The following is a 14303-nucleotide window of genomic DNA, read 5'->3' as shown; positions in this document are numbered from 1 at the left end:
CGATGGCGGAATTCAACTTTCGGCTCTTCGCCCTCACCGGCCTGCTGACCGCGGCCGCTGCACTGGCATTTGTCGCGCTCGACATTCGTCCCGCCGTAGCTCAAGCGACCTGCGAAATCGGATGCGGCGAGCCGACGCCCTACCCGACCTATTCACCGTCTCCGACGCCGACATATTCGCCCTCACCCTCACCCTCCCCTTCGCCGAGCCCCTATCCTTCGCCGTCGCCGAGTCCATATCCGTCGCCGAGCCCGACACCGACCGGCGCCGATTCCAGCGGCAATTCGATCGGCGGCCTCGCGGGCCAGCGCTTCAACCAGATGATCACCAACCGGGTGCTCGGCACGGTCCTGCTCGGCGTCAACGAGCAGATCAATTGCAGCGACTGCATCAGCGCGTTCGGCTCGGCCGGCTCGTTCTCGGCCGGCATCCACGGCCGCAAGGAGCTCACCAACAATCTGTCGCTGCTCGCCGGCATCGCCTACACGCACTACAACGAGGGCGGCTACAAGATCACGAGCGCGCCGATCGGCGCCTTCGCGCTCCGCTACGACTTCACCGACTGGGGATCGTCACGTCCGTTCTTCGACGTCGGAACGATCCTGACGCCCTGGGAGAAGGCGCGCTACACTCGCAGCTACAACACCAGCCTCGGCCCGGTGAGCGTGACGAGTTCGACCAACGCTTCGAACTACGCGGTCTACGGCCGCGCCGGCTGGATAAGCCGCCTCTCGCCGCGCGACGAGGTCGCGGCTTCGATCGAAGTCTGGCAGCTCTGGCAGCGCGTGTCCGGCTATAGCGACAATGCCGTGGCCTTCAACCCGTTCGACGCCACCATCGCGACCGGCACCGACCGCACCAGCCTGGTCAAGATCGGCGGCCAGTGGACGCATCTGTTCGGCAGCAACGTCGAGACCAACATCAACGGCGGCTGGGTGCAGTCGTTTGCGAGCCACAGCGGAATCGTCGCCACCGTGACCGGCGACGGCGTGGTGGTGCCGACCATGGGCAACCAGGGCTGGTTCGAATATGGCGGGCGGCTCGGCTTCCGCGTGCAGAAGGGCTGGGTCGTAGACCTCTTCGCCAACGGCACTCTGGGTCCGCAGCCGGTCGGCAACACCATCCACGGCGGCGTGGGGCTGCGGATAAATTACTGAGGCAGCTCCGTAGGGTGGGCAAAGCGAAGCGGGCCCACCACTTCTCTCCACCGGAGACGGATCGTGGGCACGGCGCAAGAGCGCCTTTGCCCACCCTACGGCACCTGTGTCGTCGTCACGCCGCCGACTTGCCCTCGAACGCGCGGCGCAGCGCGTCGACATCCAGCTTCACCATCTTCATCATGGCCTGCATCGCGCGCGCGGCCGCTGCCCTGTCCGGGCTCGACAGGAATTCGAATATCACCTTCGGCACGACCTGCCAGGCCACGCCCCAGCGATCCCGGAGCCAGCCGCATTGCTCTTCCTTGCCGCCATCGGCGAGGAACGCATTCCAGACGCTGTCGACCTGGGCCTGGTCGTCGCAATGGATCATCAGCGAGATGGCGTGGGTATATTCCATCTTCATCCCGCCATTGAGCGCGACCAGCGGCTGACCGGCGACCGTGAACTCGACGACAAGCACGGAGCCTTCCTTGCCGGAGGGGCCGTCCGAAACATTGCGCTGAACGTGCGTGATCGCCGAATTCGGCACGAGCGAAACGTAGAACTTTGCGGCTTCCTCTGCATCGCCGTTGAACCACATGCAGGGTACGACCTTGGACATCGTGAAAGCTCCTCGTTGGTTTAGCGTTCGACGGACTGCGATCAGGCATTCGCCATGGCGGGCTGCGGAGGGACAGCCGCCATGTCCAGCCAGTTCACACCCCACATGTGGCCATCCGGATCCTCGAAGCTGCGGCCGTACATGAAGCTGTATTCGTCCTTCGGGCTGGGATCGGCCACCCCGCCCGCCGCCTCTGCCTTGCCGACAATCGCGTCGACCTCGTCGCGGGTGTCGGCCGACAGGCAGAACAGCGCCTGGTTCGAGGTCTTGGCATCTGCGATCGGCTTCGGCGTGAACTGGCGGAATTTGTCGTGGGTCGCCAGCATCACGTAGATGGCCTCGGAAAAGACCATGCAGCTCGCCGTGTCATCGCTGAATTGCGGGTTCCGGGTCGCGCCGACCGCCTCATAGAAGGCGGTCGCACGTTTGAGGTCGGTCACGGGAAGATTGAGGAAGATCATCCTGGGCATCGGAAGCTCCTTGGGCGGGTTCTGCCCAAGGACGGACTGCCGGGGGGCCCACCCGACAGGGCTTCCGAATATTTTTTCACCCCCCGGAGACGATCGCGCCTCCCACGGCAGGGCGGTCTTACTTCTTCTCGTTCGGATCCCGGTGGATGGGGTCGACCCACAGCACGGTCTCGGGCTTCTCGACTGGCTCGATGTCGAGGTTGATCGCCACCGCCTCGCCGTCACTGCGCACCAGCACGCATTCCAGCACCTCGTCCGGGCTGGCGTTGATCTCCTGATGCGGCACGTAAGGCGGCACGAAGATGAAATCGCCGGGGCCGGCCTCGGCGGTGAATTGCAGGCTCTCGCCCCAGCGCATCCGCGCCTTGCCCTTCACGACATAGATGACGCTTTCGAGATGGCCGTGGTGGTGTGCACCGGTCTTGGCATCCGGCTTGATGCTGACGGTGCCGGCCCACAATTTCTGGGCGCCGACGCGCGCGAAATTGATCGCGGCCGCGCGGTCCATGCCTGCCGTCGACGGCACGTTGGTATCGAGCTGGTTGCCGGGAATGACGCGCACGCCGTCATGTTTCCAGCGATCGTCGTGATCGTGGTCATGGTGGGAATGCGAATGGTCATGGCCGGTCATGGGACTTGCTTTCTGTTGGTTCCGTGCGCGGCAACCTAACCCGAAGCCGCACTCGCGAGCCATGCCAAAATCGGAACCCTCGTAGCTGCGGGACGTTGTCTTTGCGAGCAAAATGGATGGAGAGTTTCATGGGTAGCACGACCGACAAGATCAAGGGTAACGCCAACGAAGCGATCGGCAAGGCCAAGCAGGGCATCGGCGAAGCCACCGGTTCCGAACGCATGAAGGGCGAAGGCGTGGTCCAGGAAGTGAAGGGCAAGGGCCAGCAGGCCATGGGCGATGCCAAGGACGCCGCAAAGGACGCGATCGATCGCGCGGCGGCCGGGGCAAAGCGCGCGACGGAATAGCGCGCGCAGGACTGAACGCGAAAAGACCGGCCGAAAGGCCGGTCTTTTTGTTCGTGTCGATTATCTCCGTCATGGCCGGGCTTGACCCGGCCATCCACGTCTTAGCAGCACGAAGAAAGAACGTGGATGCCCGCGACAAGCGCGGCCATGACGACGTGGAGACGTCAGTTATTTCACCGCCAGCAATTCGACGTCGAACATCAGCGTCGCATTCGGCGGGATCACGCCGCCGGCGCCGCGGGCGCCGTAGCCGAGCTGCGGCGGGATGATCAGCGTGCGCTTGCCGCCGACCTTCATCGAGGCCACGCCCTCGTCCCAGCCGGCGATGACACGGCCCTTGCCGATCGGGAATTCGAACGGCTCCTTGCGATCGACGGAGCTATCGAATTTCTTGCCCTTCTGACCGTTCTCATAGAGCCAGCCGGTATAGTGCATCACGCAGATCTGGCCGGGCTGCGGCGAGGCACCGGTGCCGACGGTGGAATCGATGATCTGCAAGCCTGAAGCTGTGGTCATGGTCTTTCCTGCGGTCTGGGCCGAGGCCGTGGTGGAAACGAAATGCGACACGCCTGCGATCACCGTGATCGCGAGTGCCGACATCAGGGTGAGGAGCGCGCGCTGGAAACGCTGCATAAGACACCTTCCGTTTGAGGCGGAAGGTGTCTAGCGCAACGCGGGTGCGGTTTCCACCCCTCACACCTCGATATTTTCCAGCCGAACCGGGAGCTTGCGGATGCGCTGGCCGGTGGCATGGTGGATCGCGTTGCAGATCGCGGCATTGGTGCCGACATTGGCGAGCTCGCCGAGGCCCTTCACGCCGACCGGATTGATGCGGTCATCCTGCTCGGAGAGCAAAACGACCTCGACGCCGGCGACGTCCGCATTCACGGGCACGAGGTAGTCGGCAAAATTGTCGTTGACGTAGCGCGCATTACGCTCGTCGATTTCGGTGGCCTCCAGCAATGCCGAGGACATGCCCCAGATCAGTCCGCCCATCAGCTGGCTGCGCGCCGTGCGCGGATTCATGATCCTGCCAGCCGCAAACGCACCGACGAGGCGAGGACAGCGGATTTCGTGGGTGAAGCGATTGACACGGACCTCGACGAACTCGGCGCCGAATGCGTAGGCGATCTGGTCTTTCATGGCGTGTCCACCAACGAGCCGAACCTGCCCGTTGTGCATGGCGCGGAAGGAATCCAGCGGCGCGCCTTCCGGCTTCCACTCGCCATATTCCTCGACGACGCCGACACCGAGCGCATCGAAGGCCTTCTCGATGTCGAGCGGACGATCGCCCTTCGCCGCTTGCGTGGCGGGTGTCTGGCCGAGACCCACGGTCTCCTTGGCCCGGTCGGTCAAGCTTTGAGCCGGCATCGCAGCCTTGAACAGGCGCTGGCGAATCTGGTCGCACACCATCATCACCGCCGAGCAGGTGCTCGCGGTCGAGTTCGAGCCGCCGGCAACCGGCGCCGGCGGCAGATCGCTGTCGCCCATGAAGACCGCGACCTTCTCGAGGGGCACGCCGAGGCGCTCGGCCGCGGTCTGGGCGATGACCGTATAGGCGCCGGTGCCGATCTCGTGGCCGGCGATCTCGACCCGGGTCCGGCCGTCGCGCTGAAGGCGCACGCGCGCGGCCGACGGTCCCATCTGCGTCGGATAGCAGGTTGCGGCACAGCCATAGCCGATCAGCCAGTCGCCTTCCGACATCGATTTCGGCTGCGGCGAGCGCTGCGCCCAGCCGAAGGCCTTGGCGGCCTCGTCGAAGCACGCCATCAACGAGCGCGAGGTGTAGGGCTTGCCACCGATCGGCTCGTTGGTGGTGTCGTTGATGCGCCGAAGCTCGACCGGATCCATGTTCAGCTTGACCGCGAGCTCGTCCATCGCGCTCTCCAGCGCAAACAGATACGGCACCTCCGGCGGCGAGCGCATGAAGCCCGGCGTGTTGCGGTCGGCACGCACGATCGACACCAGGCTGTCGACGTTCGGGCAGGCATAGAGCCGCGTCGTCGTCTTGGTGCCGCCGACGCAATAGGCGTCGGCGCGCGAGGAGACCTCGGCGCCCTCATGCCTCAAAGCCAGCAGCTTGCCATCCCGGTTTGCGCCAAGCTTGATCTCCTGGCGCGTCTCGGCACGGTGGGTCGTAATGGTGAAACCCTGATCGCGGGTCGGGACCAGCTTGATCGGGCGGCCCAGGCGCTTGGCGATGCCGGCGATGATGGCGGTCCGCGGCGTCATCGAACCGCGCGAACCAAAGCCGCCGCCGACATAGGGATTGACCACGCGCACCTTGTCGGCGTCGATGCCGAGCTGCTCGGCGACGCCGTTCTTCAAGCCATAGACGAATTGGCTGCCTTCGTAGATGACGAGGTTGTCGCCCATCCAGGCGCAGCTCGTCGAAAACAGCTCCATCGGATTGTGGTGCTGCGTCGGCGTGTCGTAGGCGGCGGTCAGCTTGACCTCGGCCGCATCGAATGCCTTGGCGAAATCGCCGACCGCGGGGTCTTCCTTGAACTGCGCGTTCTGGCCCTTGGCGGCGGCCGTGGTCGTTCCCGGCGAGTCGAAGCTCGCGCTGGGCGCGGTGGCGGTGTAGCTGACCTTGACACGATTGGCGGCTTCGCGCGCGGCCTCGTAACTCTCCGCGACAATGACAGCGATGATCTGGCCGTCATGGGCGATGTCGGCCGACTTCAGCGGCTGGATCGTGGTCCCGGCATAGCCGCCATTGCTGAACAGCTTCGACTCCTTCAGCTTCGGGGCGTTCTCGTGGGTGACGATCTCGATCACGCCGCGGACGCGCTTGGCGTCATCGAGATCGAAACGGTCGATGCGGCCCTTGGCAATCGCACTGGTGAGCAGGAATGCGTAGGCCGGATTGTCCAGCGGCATGTCGGAGGCGTAGGTCGCCCGCCCCGTGACCTTTGCAGCCGCATCATAGCGCGGCACGGGCTGGCCCATATTCGCCTTGGGCGAAGGAGCTGCAGCGGTCATGATCAGATCTCCATCGTTACGGCCTGCTGGAGCGCGCGCGCCACCACGCGCTTGCCGAGCGCGATCTTGAAGCTGTTGTGTCGGCGGCCGCGGGCGTCTGCAAAGGCGGCATCGGCGACGCGTTGCGCCAGAGCTTCGTCGAACTTTTGTCCCTTCAGCAGCGCCTCCGCCTCGCGCGCCCGCCAGGGCATGGTGGCGACGCCGCCGAGCCCGACGCGCGCATCCCGGATCGTGCCGTCCTGCACGTCGAGCGCGATCGCAGCCGAGGACAGTGCGAACTCATAGGATTGCCGGTCGCGCGCCTTGAGATACACCGAACGAGGCCAGCGGCCCTGGATCGAGAAGGCCGAAATCAGCTCGCCGGGCCGAAGCATGGTCTCGATGTCGGGGGAGTTCGCCGGCGCCTTGTGCAGCTCCGCGAACGGTATGCTGCGCGTACCGGCCCTGCCCGTGATCTCGACCACGGCATCGAGGGCGATCAACGCCTGCGCGAAATCGCCGGGATAGGTCGCAATGCACTGATCGGACGTGCCGAGCACGGCATGCATGCGGTTGACGCCGTCCATGGCGGCGCAGCCGGAGCCGGGATTGCGCTTGTTGCAATTCTCGTAGGAGACGTCGCGAAAATAACTGCAACGCGTTCGCTGCATCACGTTGCCGCCGAGCGTTGCCATGTTGCGGAGCTGGGCGCTGGCGGCGAGCTTCAGGGAATTGGCGATCACCGGATAATTGCGCTGGATCTCGGCATGGGCCGCCACGTCGGACATCTTTGCGAGCGCACCGAGACGTAATCCGTCGTCCCGAGGCTCGATTGCCGACCAGGCCTGCGCGAGCGGATTGATATCGACGATCGCGGCGGGCCGCATCACGTCCAGCTTCATCAGATCGATCAGCGTGGTGCCGCCCGCAAGCGGCTGGGCTATCGCCTGCGACAACGGATGGTTGGCTGCTGCGGCGGCGCTCAGCGCCTGCACGGCCATGTCAGGGTCTGTTGCCCGCTGATACGAGAAGGGTCGCATGCGCCTAGCCTTTCATGATCTCGGGCGCGGCCTGCTTCACCGCCGCGACGATGTTGGGATAGGCCGCGCAACGGCAGATGTTGCCGCTCATGTATTCCCGGATATCGGCCTCGTTCCCGGCATGTCCCTCCTTGACGCAGGCTACGGCGGACATGATCTGGCCGGGCGTGCAATAGCCGCACTGGAACGCATCGTTGTCGACGAAGGCCTGCTGCATCGGGTGCAGGCGATCGTCGGTCGCCAGCCCCTCGATCGTCGTGATCTCCTGCCCTTCCGCCGCGAGCGCCAGCGTCAGGCATGACACCACCCGCCGATCGTCGATCAGCACTGTGCAGGCGCCGCACTGGCCGTGGTCGCAGCCTTTCTTGCTGCCGGTGAGCTTGAGGTGATCGCGCAGCGCATCGAGCACCGTGGTGCGCGCGTCGATGCGCAGGCGCTTGTCCTTGCCGTTGACGTGCAGCGTGACCTCGACAGGAAGTGAGGGGTCCTGTGCAGCTGGGGCTTTGGCTTCCTCTGTGGCCGCGCGCGCTGTGATCGGGACGAGCGCACTGCCAGCCGCGCCGGCCATGAAGGCGCGCCGATCGAATGCTGATCGTTTGGAACTTGATGTGTCGGACATCGAGGCCTCCGCCGCTTATCTGCAAAGCAGCGCACGCCCTGCACCGCTCATCGCCCCTTAACCGGAAGCGATGAACTCTGTTCCGAACGAGAAAGGGCGACGCAGCAAATGCCGCGCCGCCCTTCGTCAACTTTTCCTGATCTTGCGCGCGGAACCCCGCGCGGCAGCACTCAATAGCCGAGCGCGCAGCCGTCCTTGCGCGGATCGGAGCCGCCGGTGAGCGTGCCCTTGTCCCAGTCGATCCAGATCGCCTGCGCGCCGCCGAGCGGGCCGACCACGCTGGTGGTCTTGTGGCCGAGCTTCTTCAGGCCCTCGACGATCGCAGCCGGCACGCTGTCCTCGAGCTGATACTGGCCCTCGTAGTGCAGGCCGCGCGGCATGTCGATCGCCTCCTGCACGTCGCAGCCATAGTCGAGGATGTTGGTCACGACGCGGGTCTGGCCGACCGGCTGGTACTGCCCGCCCATCACCGCGAACGGCATCACGGAGCGGCCGCCCCTGGTGAGCAGGCTCGGCATGATCGTGTGCAGCGGCCGCTTGCCGCCGGCGATGCAGTTGGGATGGCCCGGCTGGATGCGGAAGCCGCCGGCGCGGTTCTGGAACAGGACGCCGGTCTTGTTCGAGACGATCGCCGAGCCGAAGGAATGCGCGATCGAATTGATGAACGAGCAGACGTTGCGATCCTTGTCCACGACGGTGATGTAGATCGTCGACGGATTCATCGGCGGTGCGACGTTCGGCAGGTCGAGCATGCCGTCCATGCGGATCTTGGCGATGTGCTCGTCGCAGAATTCCTTGGCGAGGATCCTGGCGACCTCGACCTGCATGTGGTCGGGATCGGCGACGTGTAGCTCGCGGTGCATGTAGGCGATGCGCGCGGCTTCCGCTTCGAGATGGAAACGCTCGATGCTGAGCGGCGCGTATTTCGTCAGGTCGAACCGCGACAGGATATTCAGCATCAGCAGCATGGTGAGGCCGGGTCCGTTCGGCGGGCACTGCCAGACGTCGTAGCCCTTGTACATGGTGCCGATCGGCGTCGTCGTCTCGGTGGTGTGCGCGGCGAAATCGTCGAGCGTGTGCAGGCCGCCGATGCCCCTGAGGGTCTCGACCATGTCTTCGGCAATCGGGCCCTTGTAGAAGGCGTCGCGGCCGTCCTTGGCGATCGCGCGCAGCGTCTTGCCGAGCTCGGCCTGGTGGATGACGTCGCCGGCCACCGGCGGCTTGCCGCCCGGCAACAGGTAACGCACGGTGTTGGTACCGCCCTTCAGCTTCTCGAACTGGTTCTTCCAGTCGAAGGCGATGCGGGGGGCGACGACGTAGCCTTCCTCGGCCGCCTTGATCGCGGGCTGGAGCAGCCGGTCGAAGCCGAACTTGCCATGGTCGCGCAGGACGGTCGCGAACGCATCGACCACGCCGGGAATCGAGACCGCATGCGCCGAGGTCAGCGGCACCGAGTTGATCTTGCGCTCCAGGTACCAGTCGGCGTTCGCCGCCTTCGGGGCACGGCCGGAGCCGTTATAGGCGATGATCTTGCCCTCGCCGCGCGGCTGGATCAGCGCAAAGCAATCGCCGCCGATGCCGGTCGATTGCGGCTCGATCACGCCAAGCAGGGCCGAGCCCGCAACGGCCGCATCCACCGCGGTGCCCCCTTCGCGCAACACCTCGATCGCGGCGAGCGAGGCCTGCGGATGCGAGGTCGCCACCATCGCGTTGGTGGCGTGGACCGTGGACCTGCCTGGGAAATGAAAGTTTCTCATCGAATTCTTGCTCTCTTGGGCCCGTGGCGCGGATGGCGCGCCATCTCGGAAAAACCGGCGTTACATGACACATTCCGGCGGCCTTCGGCAATGCTGGCATACCAGCGAAATGGCTGCCATCCGCTGGGCGAATAGACCTTTCGAGGCCGGTGGCCATGCGGGTTTTCCAGGTGGCGGCCGCCTGCTAAACGAACCGCCATGTCTGATCCGGATTCGATCAAGGTCGCCGCCTTCTACCAATTCGCCGCCCTCCCGGATTACCGCGAGCTGCGCGAGCCGCTGCGCGCGTTCTGCGCCGGTATTGAGCTGAAGGGCAGCGTGCTGCTGGCGCAGGAGGGCATCAACGGCACGCTCGCCGGTGCGCCGGCGGCGATCGACGCTCTTGCCCATGAGCTGGCGAACGGCGACATGTTCGGCGGCAGGCTGAACAATCTCGAATTGAAATTCTCGGCCGCCGAAGCGATGCCGTTCGGGCGGCTCAAGGTGCGGCTGAAGAAGGAGATCGTCACGCTTGGCGATACGGCTGCCGATCCGACCCGCCAGGTCGGCACCTATGTCGATGCGAGCGAATGGAACGCGCTGATCTCCGCGCCCGACATGCTGCTACTCGACACCCGCAACGCCTTCGAGGTGGCGATGGGAACGTTCGAAGGCGCCGTCGATCCCGGCATCAGGAGCTTTGGCCAGTTCAAGGATTTTGCCGCCGTCGAGCTTGATCCGGCAAAGCACCGCAGGATCGCGATGTTCTGCACCGGCGGCATCCGCTGCGAAAAGGCGAGCGCGCACCTGCTCGCGCGCGGCTTTACCGAGGTCTATCACCTCAAGGGCGGCATTCTCAAATATCTGGAAGAGGTGCCGGAGGCGCAGAGCCGCTGGCGTGGGGAGTGCTTCGTGTTCGACGAGCGCGTCGCGCTCGGCCATGGTCTGCAAGAATCTCGCTTGCAAGAATCCGGTTTGCGCGAACGAAACAAGGATGCGACGCGTGACGAATGAGATCAAGACGCTGAGCGAGCGCATCGACACGCTTGAAACGCGCCTCGCCTACCAGGACGACACGATCGAGACATTGAACCAGACCATCACCGCGCAGTGGAAGCAGATCGATCTGCTGACCCGGAAGATCGCAGAGCTCGGCGAGCGGCTGCAGGAGGCCGAGGCCAATGCGCCTGGGCCCACCAACGAGCCTCCGCCGCATTATTGAGCCATCTTACTGGCCGGAGGCCTTGGGCAGCAGGTTCACGAGCTCGCCGGACATCGCCAGGCGATCGCGGCCTGCATCCTTGGCGGCGTAGAGCGCCCGGTCGGCGGCCTCAACCAGCGAGGCCACGCCCGCCGTGCGCTCCAGCGCCGGCCGACAGGTCGCACCGCCGACCGAGGCGGTGACACATCCGGACTCCGGATTGGTCGCATGGACGAGGCCGGCCTCGTGGATGGCGCTGCGGATCCGTTCGCCGAAAAGGGCGCAGCCGGCGGCATCGGTGTTGGGCAGCAGCATGGCGAATTCCTCGCCGCCATAGCGCGCCGCCAGATCGCCGGCGCGTTGGGTCTCGGCCGCGATGATCTTTGCGACCAGACGCAGGCAGGCATCGCCCGCGGGATGGCCGTATTCGTCGTTATAGGCCTTGAAGTGATCCACATCGATCATCAGCAAAGCAAGGCTGGAGCGGTCGCGATAGGCGCGCGCCCATTCCTCTTTCAGCCGCTCGTCGAAGCGGCGGCGATTGGCAAGGCCGGTGAGGCTGTCCTCGATCGCGAGCGTCTCGAGCCTGGTTTCCAGCTTCTTGTGCTCGGTGATGTCGCGGGAGATCGCGACCACGCCGTCGACTCGGCCATTGTCCTTGCGCGTCACCCGCATGGTCGATTCCAGCCAGACTTCGCCGTTCTGCCGGTGCGAGTTGCGGTAGGTGAGGCGCGCCTCCTCCCGCTCGCCACGCTTCATGGCGTCGACGATCGCCTGGACCTCCGGCAGATCCTCCGGATTGATGCCCGCCAGCGCCGGCGTGCCGATCAATTGATTGGCGCGCCAGCCGACGACGCGCGCGGACGAGGGCGAGACATAACGCAGCCGCTCGTCGAGCCCGATGCGGGTCACCATGTCGCTGGAGCCTTCGGCGAGCAGGCGGAAATGCGCCTCTTTCTCGACCAGGGCCGCGGCCATGCGCTGGCCCCGATGCAACTGTCGCACCAGCACGGCGCCGATGACCGCAATGAGCATCACCAGCGCGGTGACGTAGAGCATGCGGGAGATTGCCGCGGCGCGCCAGGGCGCGAGCAGCTCGTCCTTGTCGACTGTGGCAAGCAAAAGGAGCGGGAAACGGCCGCTGCGCTTGAAGAAGCTGACGCGCTCGGCGCCGTCCAGGGGAGACTTGAAATAGTAGGCCCCACTCGGCCGTTGCAGGCTTGCGTCGCGGAATAACGGCTTGTCGGAAACGCTGCGTCCAACGAATGTCTCGTTGCTGGGGTTGCGCGCGATGATCAGGCCATCGCCATGCGTGAGCGACACCGAGCTGTTGCGGCCGATCTCGAACTGCTCGTAGAAATGCGAAAGATATTTTGAGCTGATGGTCGCGAGCACTACCCCGCCGAAACTGCCGTCGGGCTTGTTGAAGCGGCGCGACAGGGTGACGACCCATTCGCCGTCCAGGAGGCTCTTTACGGGACGGCCGACATAGGGCTCTCGTTTCGGGGAGAGCTGATGATAGCGGAAAAACGCATCGTCGCTGAGCGTTGAGCCGATCGTGCCGGGCGAGGTCAGCCAGTTGCCCTGGTCGTCGATGATGGCGAGGCTGTGAACGCGCTCGATGGCCTTTTTGCGTACTTCCAGCAGGGTGCGCAGTTTGGCGATCGTGGCCGGTGCAGTGCCGTCCATCTCGAGTCGGCTGACGACGCCGACGACGCCGGAATCCAGCAGATCGAGGCTGTCCTCGGCATGCTGGGTCAGCGAGCGGGCGACGTTCGCCATCTCGGTCTCGGCACCCCTGAGCACCGCGTCGCGCGCAGCCCATTCGCGCCAGCCGCTGACGCCGAGGATGGTCGCGCAGGTCAGCACGACGAACGCCGCCGCGCGCAGCGGCAGGCGGCTCCATCCGGCTCTTTGGGTCGCAAGGCTCATGCGGCAGAATTCTCCGATCGTCGGAAACTCTGCTGCTTCTATTATTGAACTCTGAAATCACTACTGGAATACGCGGCCATCTCCCCGGTTCCCAGTAGTCCTACGGACACCGCGATCAGCACATCGCTAACAAGGTATTAGCAAGCCGATCGGAATCCCGGCGTCGCCTCCCGCTAGCTGAAGATCGCCTTGACCTTGTCCCAGAGCGAGGGACTGTCGGCTTCCGCATCGGCCTTCGAGGGCGTCGGCTGGGCGGCGCTGACGGGATCAGATGCCGGGAAGGTATCTTTCAGCCCGGCATCGAGCTTGGCGTTGCGGTCGGCGGCGAGCGCTTCACGCAGATCGTCGGCGTGCTTGTCGTGCGGGGCGGGATTGAATCTCTCAGCCATGATCTCCTCCATCGGCTGGATCAACGCGGCCCTGTTGCGCTGGTTCCCCTGTTCCGCTGAGGGCCGGAGCGGTGTATCAGAGGCCATAACCTTGCTCAGGACCATTCGTGCCCCAATCTGCGACGAAACCTTTCATCGACGTGCTCTCCGGCCAGCGCCAGAGCATCCCGCCCATGTGGATGATGCGGCAGGCCGGCCGCTATCTGCCGGAATATCGCGAGGTCCGCGCCAAGGCCGGCGGCTTCCTCGACCTGTGCTTCAACCCGGAGCTTGCGGCCGAGGTGACGCTGCAACCGATCCGCAGGTTCGGCTTCGATGCGGCGATCATCTTCTCGGACATCCTCGTGATCCCCTACGCGCTCGGGCGCTCGGTGCGGTTCGAGGTCGGCGAGGGCCCGCGGCTGGATCCGCTGGATGATCCGGCGAAGGTCGCAACGCTCGCCGCGCGCGCCGACTTCGGCAAGCTCGAGCCGGTGTTCGAGGCGCTCAGGATCGTCCGCGGCACGCTCGATCAAAAGGTCGCGCTGATCGGCTTCTGCGGCGCGCCGTGGACGGTGGCGACCTACATGGTCGCGGGCCAGGGCACGCCCGACCAGGCGCCGGCGCGGATGATGGCCTACCGGCATCCGGAGGCGTTCGCTGAAATCATCGACGTGCTGGTCGAGAACTCGATTCAATATCTGCTGGCGCAGCTCGCCGCCGGCGCCAATGCCTTGCAGATCTTCGACACCTGGGCCGGCGTGCTGCCGCCGGCCGAGTTCGCGCGCTGGTCGGTCGAGCCGACGCGCCGCATCGTGGAGGGCGTGCGGGCCAAGGTGCCGGATGCGAAGATCATCGGCTTCCCCCGCGGCGCCGGTGCGCAATTGCCGGGCTATGTCGAGGCGACCGGCGTCAATGCGGTCAGCATCGACTGGACCGCGGAGCCCGGCTTCATTCGCGAACGCGTGCAAAGCAAGGTCGCCGTGCAGGGCAATCTCGATCCGCTGGTGCTGATCACGGGCGGCGCCGCGCTCGACCGCGCGGTCGACAACACGCTGGCGAATTTTGCCCAAGGGCGGCTGATCTTCAATCTCGGCCACGGCATCCAGCCGGAAACGCCGATCGCCCATGTCGAGCAGATGATCAAGCGCGTGCGGGGCTAATTCGCCCGCCCCCAACGGGGCGGAAACAAAAAACGCGAAAACAACCCCATGCACAGTAGACAAGTCATTGA

The 14303-nt window shown here is 65.1% G+C and carries 15 protein-coding genes; 5 read left to right on the top strand and 10 right to left on the bottom strand.

The genetic code is table 11. From position 1 onward, the window contains the following. Window positions 1-2 precede the first annotated feature (2 nt). Complete coding sequence (locus GGD67_RS27105; RefSeq protein WP_179737106.1) at window positions 3-1157, top strand: hypothetical protein; 1155 nt, start codon at window positions 3-5, stop codon at window positions 1155-1157. A 115-nt stretch (window positions 1158-1272) separates the two neighbouring features. On the opposite strand, the gene GGD67_RS27100 is transcribed toward GGD67_RS27105, so the two are convergent. The 3 genes from GGD67_RS27100 to GGD67_RS27090 all read right to left on the bottom strand — a co-directional run bounded on the left by GGD67_RS27100 (window position 1273) and on the right by GGD67_RS27090 (window position 2862). Then, window positions 1273-1761, bottom strand: coding sequence for a VOC family protein (locus GGD67_RS27100; RefSeq protein ID WP_018323241.1), 489 nt, complete (start codon window positions 1759-1761; stop codon window positions 1273-1275). 41 nt (window positions 1762-1802) lie between these two features. Further along, window positions 1803-2231 carry a VOC family protein gene (locus GGD67_RS27095; protein ID WP_018323240.1) on the bottom strand — a complete coding sequence of 143 codons (429 nt, stop codon included), beginning with the start codon at window positions 2229-2231 and terminating at the stop codon, window positions 1803-1805. A gap of 118 nt (window positions 2232-2349) precedes the next feature. Further along, entirely contained in the window at window positions 2350-2862 is a 513-nt protein-coding gene (locus GGD67_RS27090; protein WP_007606929.1) for a cupin domain-containing protein, read from the bottom strand. Between the two features lie 128 nt (window positions 2863-2990). Here GGD67_RS27090 and GGD67_RS27085 point away from each other — a divergent pair, with 128 nt between their 5' ends. Beyond that, on the top strand, window positions 2991-3209 hold the full coding sequence (locus GGD67_RS27085; protein ID WP_026202894.1) for a CsbD family protein: 219 nt from the start codon (window positions 2991-2993) through the stop codon (window positions 3207-3209). 168 nt (window positions 3210-3377) lie between these two features. On the opposite strand, the gene GGD67_RS27080 is transcribed toward GGD67_RS27085, so the two are convergent. The 5 genes from GGD67_RS27080 to ggt form a co-directional block, all read right to left on the bottom strand. Further along, window positions 3378-3842, bottom strand: a complete 465-nt coding sequence (locus GGD67_RS27080) for an FKBP-type peptidyl-prolyl cis-trans isomerase (protein WP_018323238.1) — start codon at window positions 3840-3842, stop codon at window positions 3378-3380. Between the two features lie 60 nt (window positions 3843-3902). Next, on the bottom strand, window positions 3903-6194 hold the full coding sequence (locus GGD67_RS27075; protein ID WP_179737104.1) for a xanthine dehydrogenase family protein molybdopterin-binding subunit: 2292 nt from the start codon (window positions 6192-6194) through the stop codon (window positions 3903-3905). A 2-nt stretch (window positions 6195-6196) separates the two neighbouring features. Beyond that, on the bottom strand, window positions 6197-7213 hold the full coding sequence (locus GGD67_RS27070; protein ID WP_179737102.1) for a xanthine dehydrogenase family protein subunit M: 1017 nt from the start codon (window positions 7211-7213) through the stop codon (window positions 6197-6199). 4 nt (window positions 7214-7217) lie between these two features. After that, window positions 7218-7832 (bottom strand): (2Fe-2S)-binding protein, encoded by a 615-nt coding sequence (locus GGD67_RS27065; RefSeq protein ID WP_210286649.1) that lies wholly within the window; start codon window positions 7830-7832, stop codon window positions 7218-7220. A gap of 170 nt (window positions 7833-8002) precedes the next feature. Continuing rightward, the gene (gene ggt, locus GGD67_RS27060; RefSeq protein ID WP_179737100.1) at window positions 8003-9589 is read right to left on the bottom strand and encodes a gamma-glutamyltransferase; all 1587 of its coding nucleotides are present in this window, start codon (window positions 9587-9589) and stop codon (window positions 8003-8005) included. A gap of 198 nt (window positions 9590-9787) precedes the next feature. Between ggt and GGD67_RS27055 the strand changes: the two genes are divergently transcribed. Then, complete coding sequence (locus GGD67_RS27055; protein WP_179737098.1) at window positions 9788-10582, top strand: rhodanese-related sulfurtransferase; 795 nt, start codon at window positions 9788-9790, stop codon at window positions 10580-10582. Then, entirely contained in the window at window positions 10572-10790 is a 219-nt protein-coding gene (locus GGD67_RS27050; protein WP_092261590.1) for a SlyX family protein, read from the top strand. Before GGD67_RS27055 ends, GGD67_RS27050 begins: the two co-directional genes overlap by 11 nt. Window positions 10791-10796: 6 nt before the next feature. Here the strand turns inward: GGD67_RS27050 and GGD67_RS27045 are convergent, their stop codons facing one another. Further along, the gene (locus GGD67_RS27045) at window positions 10797-12701 is read right to left on the bottom strand and encodes a diguanylate cyclase (RefSeq protein WP_179737096.1); all 1905 of its coding nucleotides are present in this window, start codon (window positions 12699-12701) and stop codon (window positions 10797-10799) included. Window positions 12702-12874: 173 nt separating this feature from the next. Further along, window positions 12875-13090, bottom strand: a complete 216-nt coding sequence (locus tag GGD67_RS27040; protein WP_179737086.1) for a hypothetical protein — start codon at window positions 13088-13090, stop codon at window positions 12875-12877. Window positions 13091-13197: 107 nt separating this feature from the next. On the opposite strand from GGD67_RS27040, the gene hemE reads away from it, so the two are divergent. Continuing rightward, window positions 13198-14232 (top strand): uroporphyrinogen decarboxylase, encoded by a 1035-nt coding sequence (hemE, locus tag GGD67_RS27035; protein ID WP_179737084.1) that lies wholly within the window; start codon window positions 13198-13200, stop codon window positions 14230-14232. The last annotated feature ends 71 nt before the right edge of the window (window positions 14233-14303 follow it).

It is taken from the genome of Bradyrhizobium sp. IAR9, assembly GCF_013408065.1.
Taxonomy (GTDB): domain Bacteria; phylum Pseudomonadota; class Alphaproteobacteria; order Rhizobiales; family Xanthobacteraceae; genus Bradyrhizobium.
Note: the sequence above shows the minus strand (reverse complement) of the source record. Positions and strands in the feature narration are given on the sequence as shown.

What these genes read in the sequence shown, in the direction of transcription:
- GGD67_RS27105 (WP_179737106.1), top strand. Translation starts at nt 3, where the DNA reads ATGGCGGAATTCAACTTTCGGCTCTTCGCCCTCACCGGCCTGCTGACC.
- GGD67_RS27100 (WP_018323241.1), bottom strand. Translation starts at nt 1,761, where the DNA reads ATGTCCAAGGTCGTACCCTGCATGTGGTTCAACGGCGATGCAGAGGAA.
- GGD67_RS27095 (WP_018323240.1), bottom strand. Translation starts at nt 2,231, where the DNA reads ATGCCCAGGATGATCTTCCTCAATCTTCCCGTGACCGACCTCAAACGT.
- GGD67_RS27090 (WP_007606929.1), bottom strand. Translation starts at nt 2,862, where the DNA reads ATGACCGGCCATGACCATTCGCATTCCCACCATGACCACGATCACGAC.
- GGD67_RS27085 (WP_026202894.1), top strand. Translation starts at nt 2,991, where the DNA reads ATGGGTAGCACGACCGACAAGATCAAGGGTAACGCCAACGAAGCGATC.
- GGD67_RS27080 (WP_018323238.1), bottom strand. Translation starts at nt 3,842, where the DNA reads ATGCAGCGTTTCCAGCGCGCGCTCCTCACCCTGATGTCGGCACTCGCG.
- GGD67_RS27075 (WP_179737104.1), bottom strand. Translation starts at nt 6,194, where the DNA reads ATGACCGCTGCAGCTCCTTCGCCCAAGGCGAATATGGGCCAGCCCGTG.
- GGD67_RS27070 (WP_179737102.1), bottom strand. Translation starts at nt 7,213, where the DNA reads ATGCGACCCTTCTCGTATCAGCGGGCAACAGACCCTGACATGGCCGTG.
- GGD67_RS27065 (WP_210286649.1), bottom strand. Translation starts at nt 7,832, where the DNA reads ATGTCCGACACATCAAGTTCCAAACGATCAGCATTCGATCGGCGCGCC.
- ggt (WP_179737100.1), bottom strand. Translation starts at nt 9,589, where the DNA reads ATGAGAAACTTTCATTTCCCAGGCAGGTCCACGGTCCACGCCACCAAC.
- GGD67_RS27055 (WP_179737098.1), top strand. Translation starts at nt 9,788, where the DNA reads ATGTCTGATCCGGATTCGATCAAGGTCGCCGCCTTCTACCAATTCGCC.
- GGD67_RS27045 (WP_179737096.1), bottom strand. Translation starts at nt 12,701, where the DNA reads ATGAGCCTTGCGACCCAAAGAGCCGGATGGAGCCGCCTGCCGCTGCGC.
- GGD67_RS27040 (WP_179737086.1), bottom strand. Translation starts at nt 13,090, where the DNA reads ATGGCTGAGAGATTCAATCCCGCCCCGCACGACAAGCACGCCGACGAT.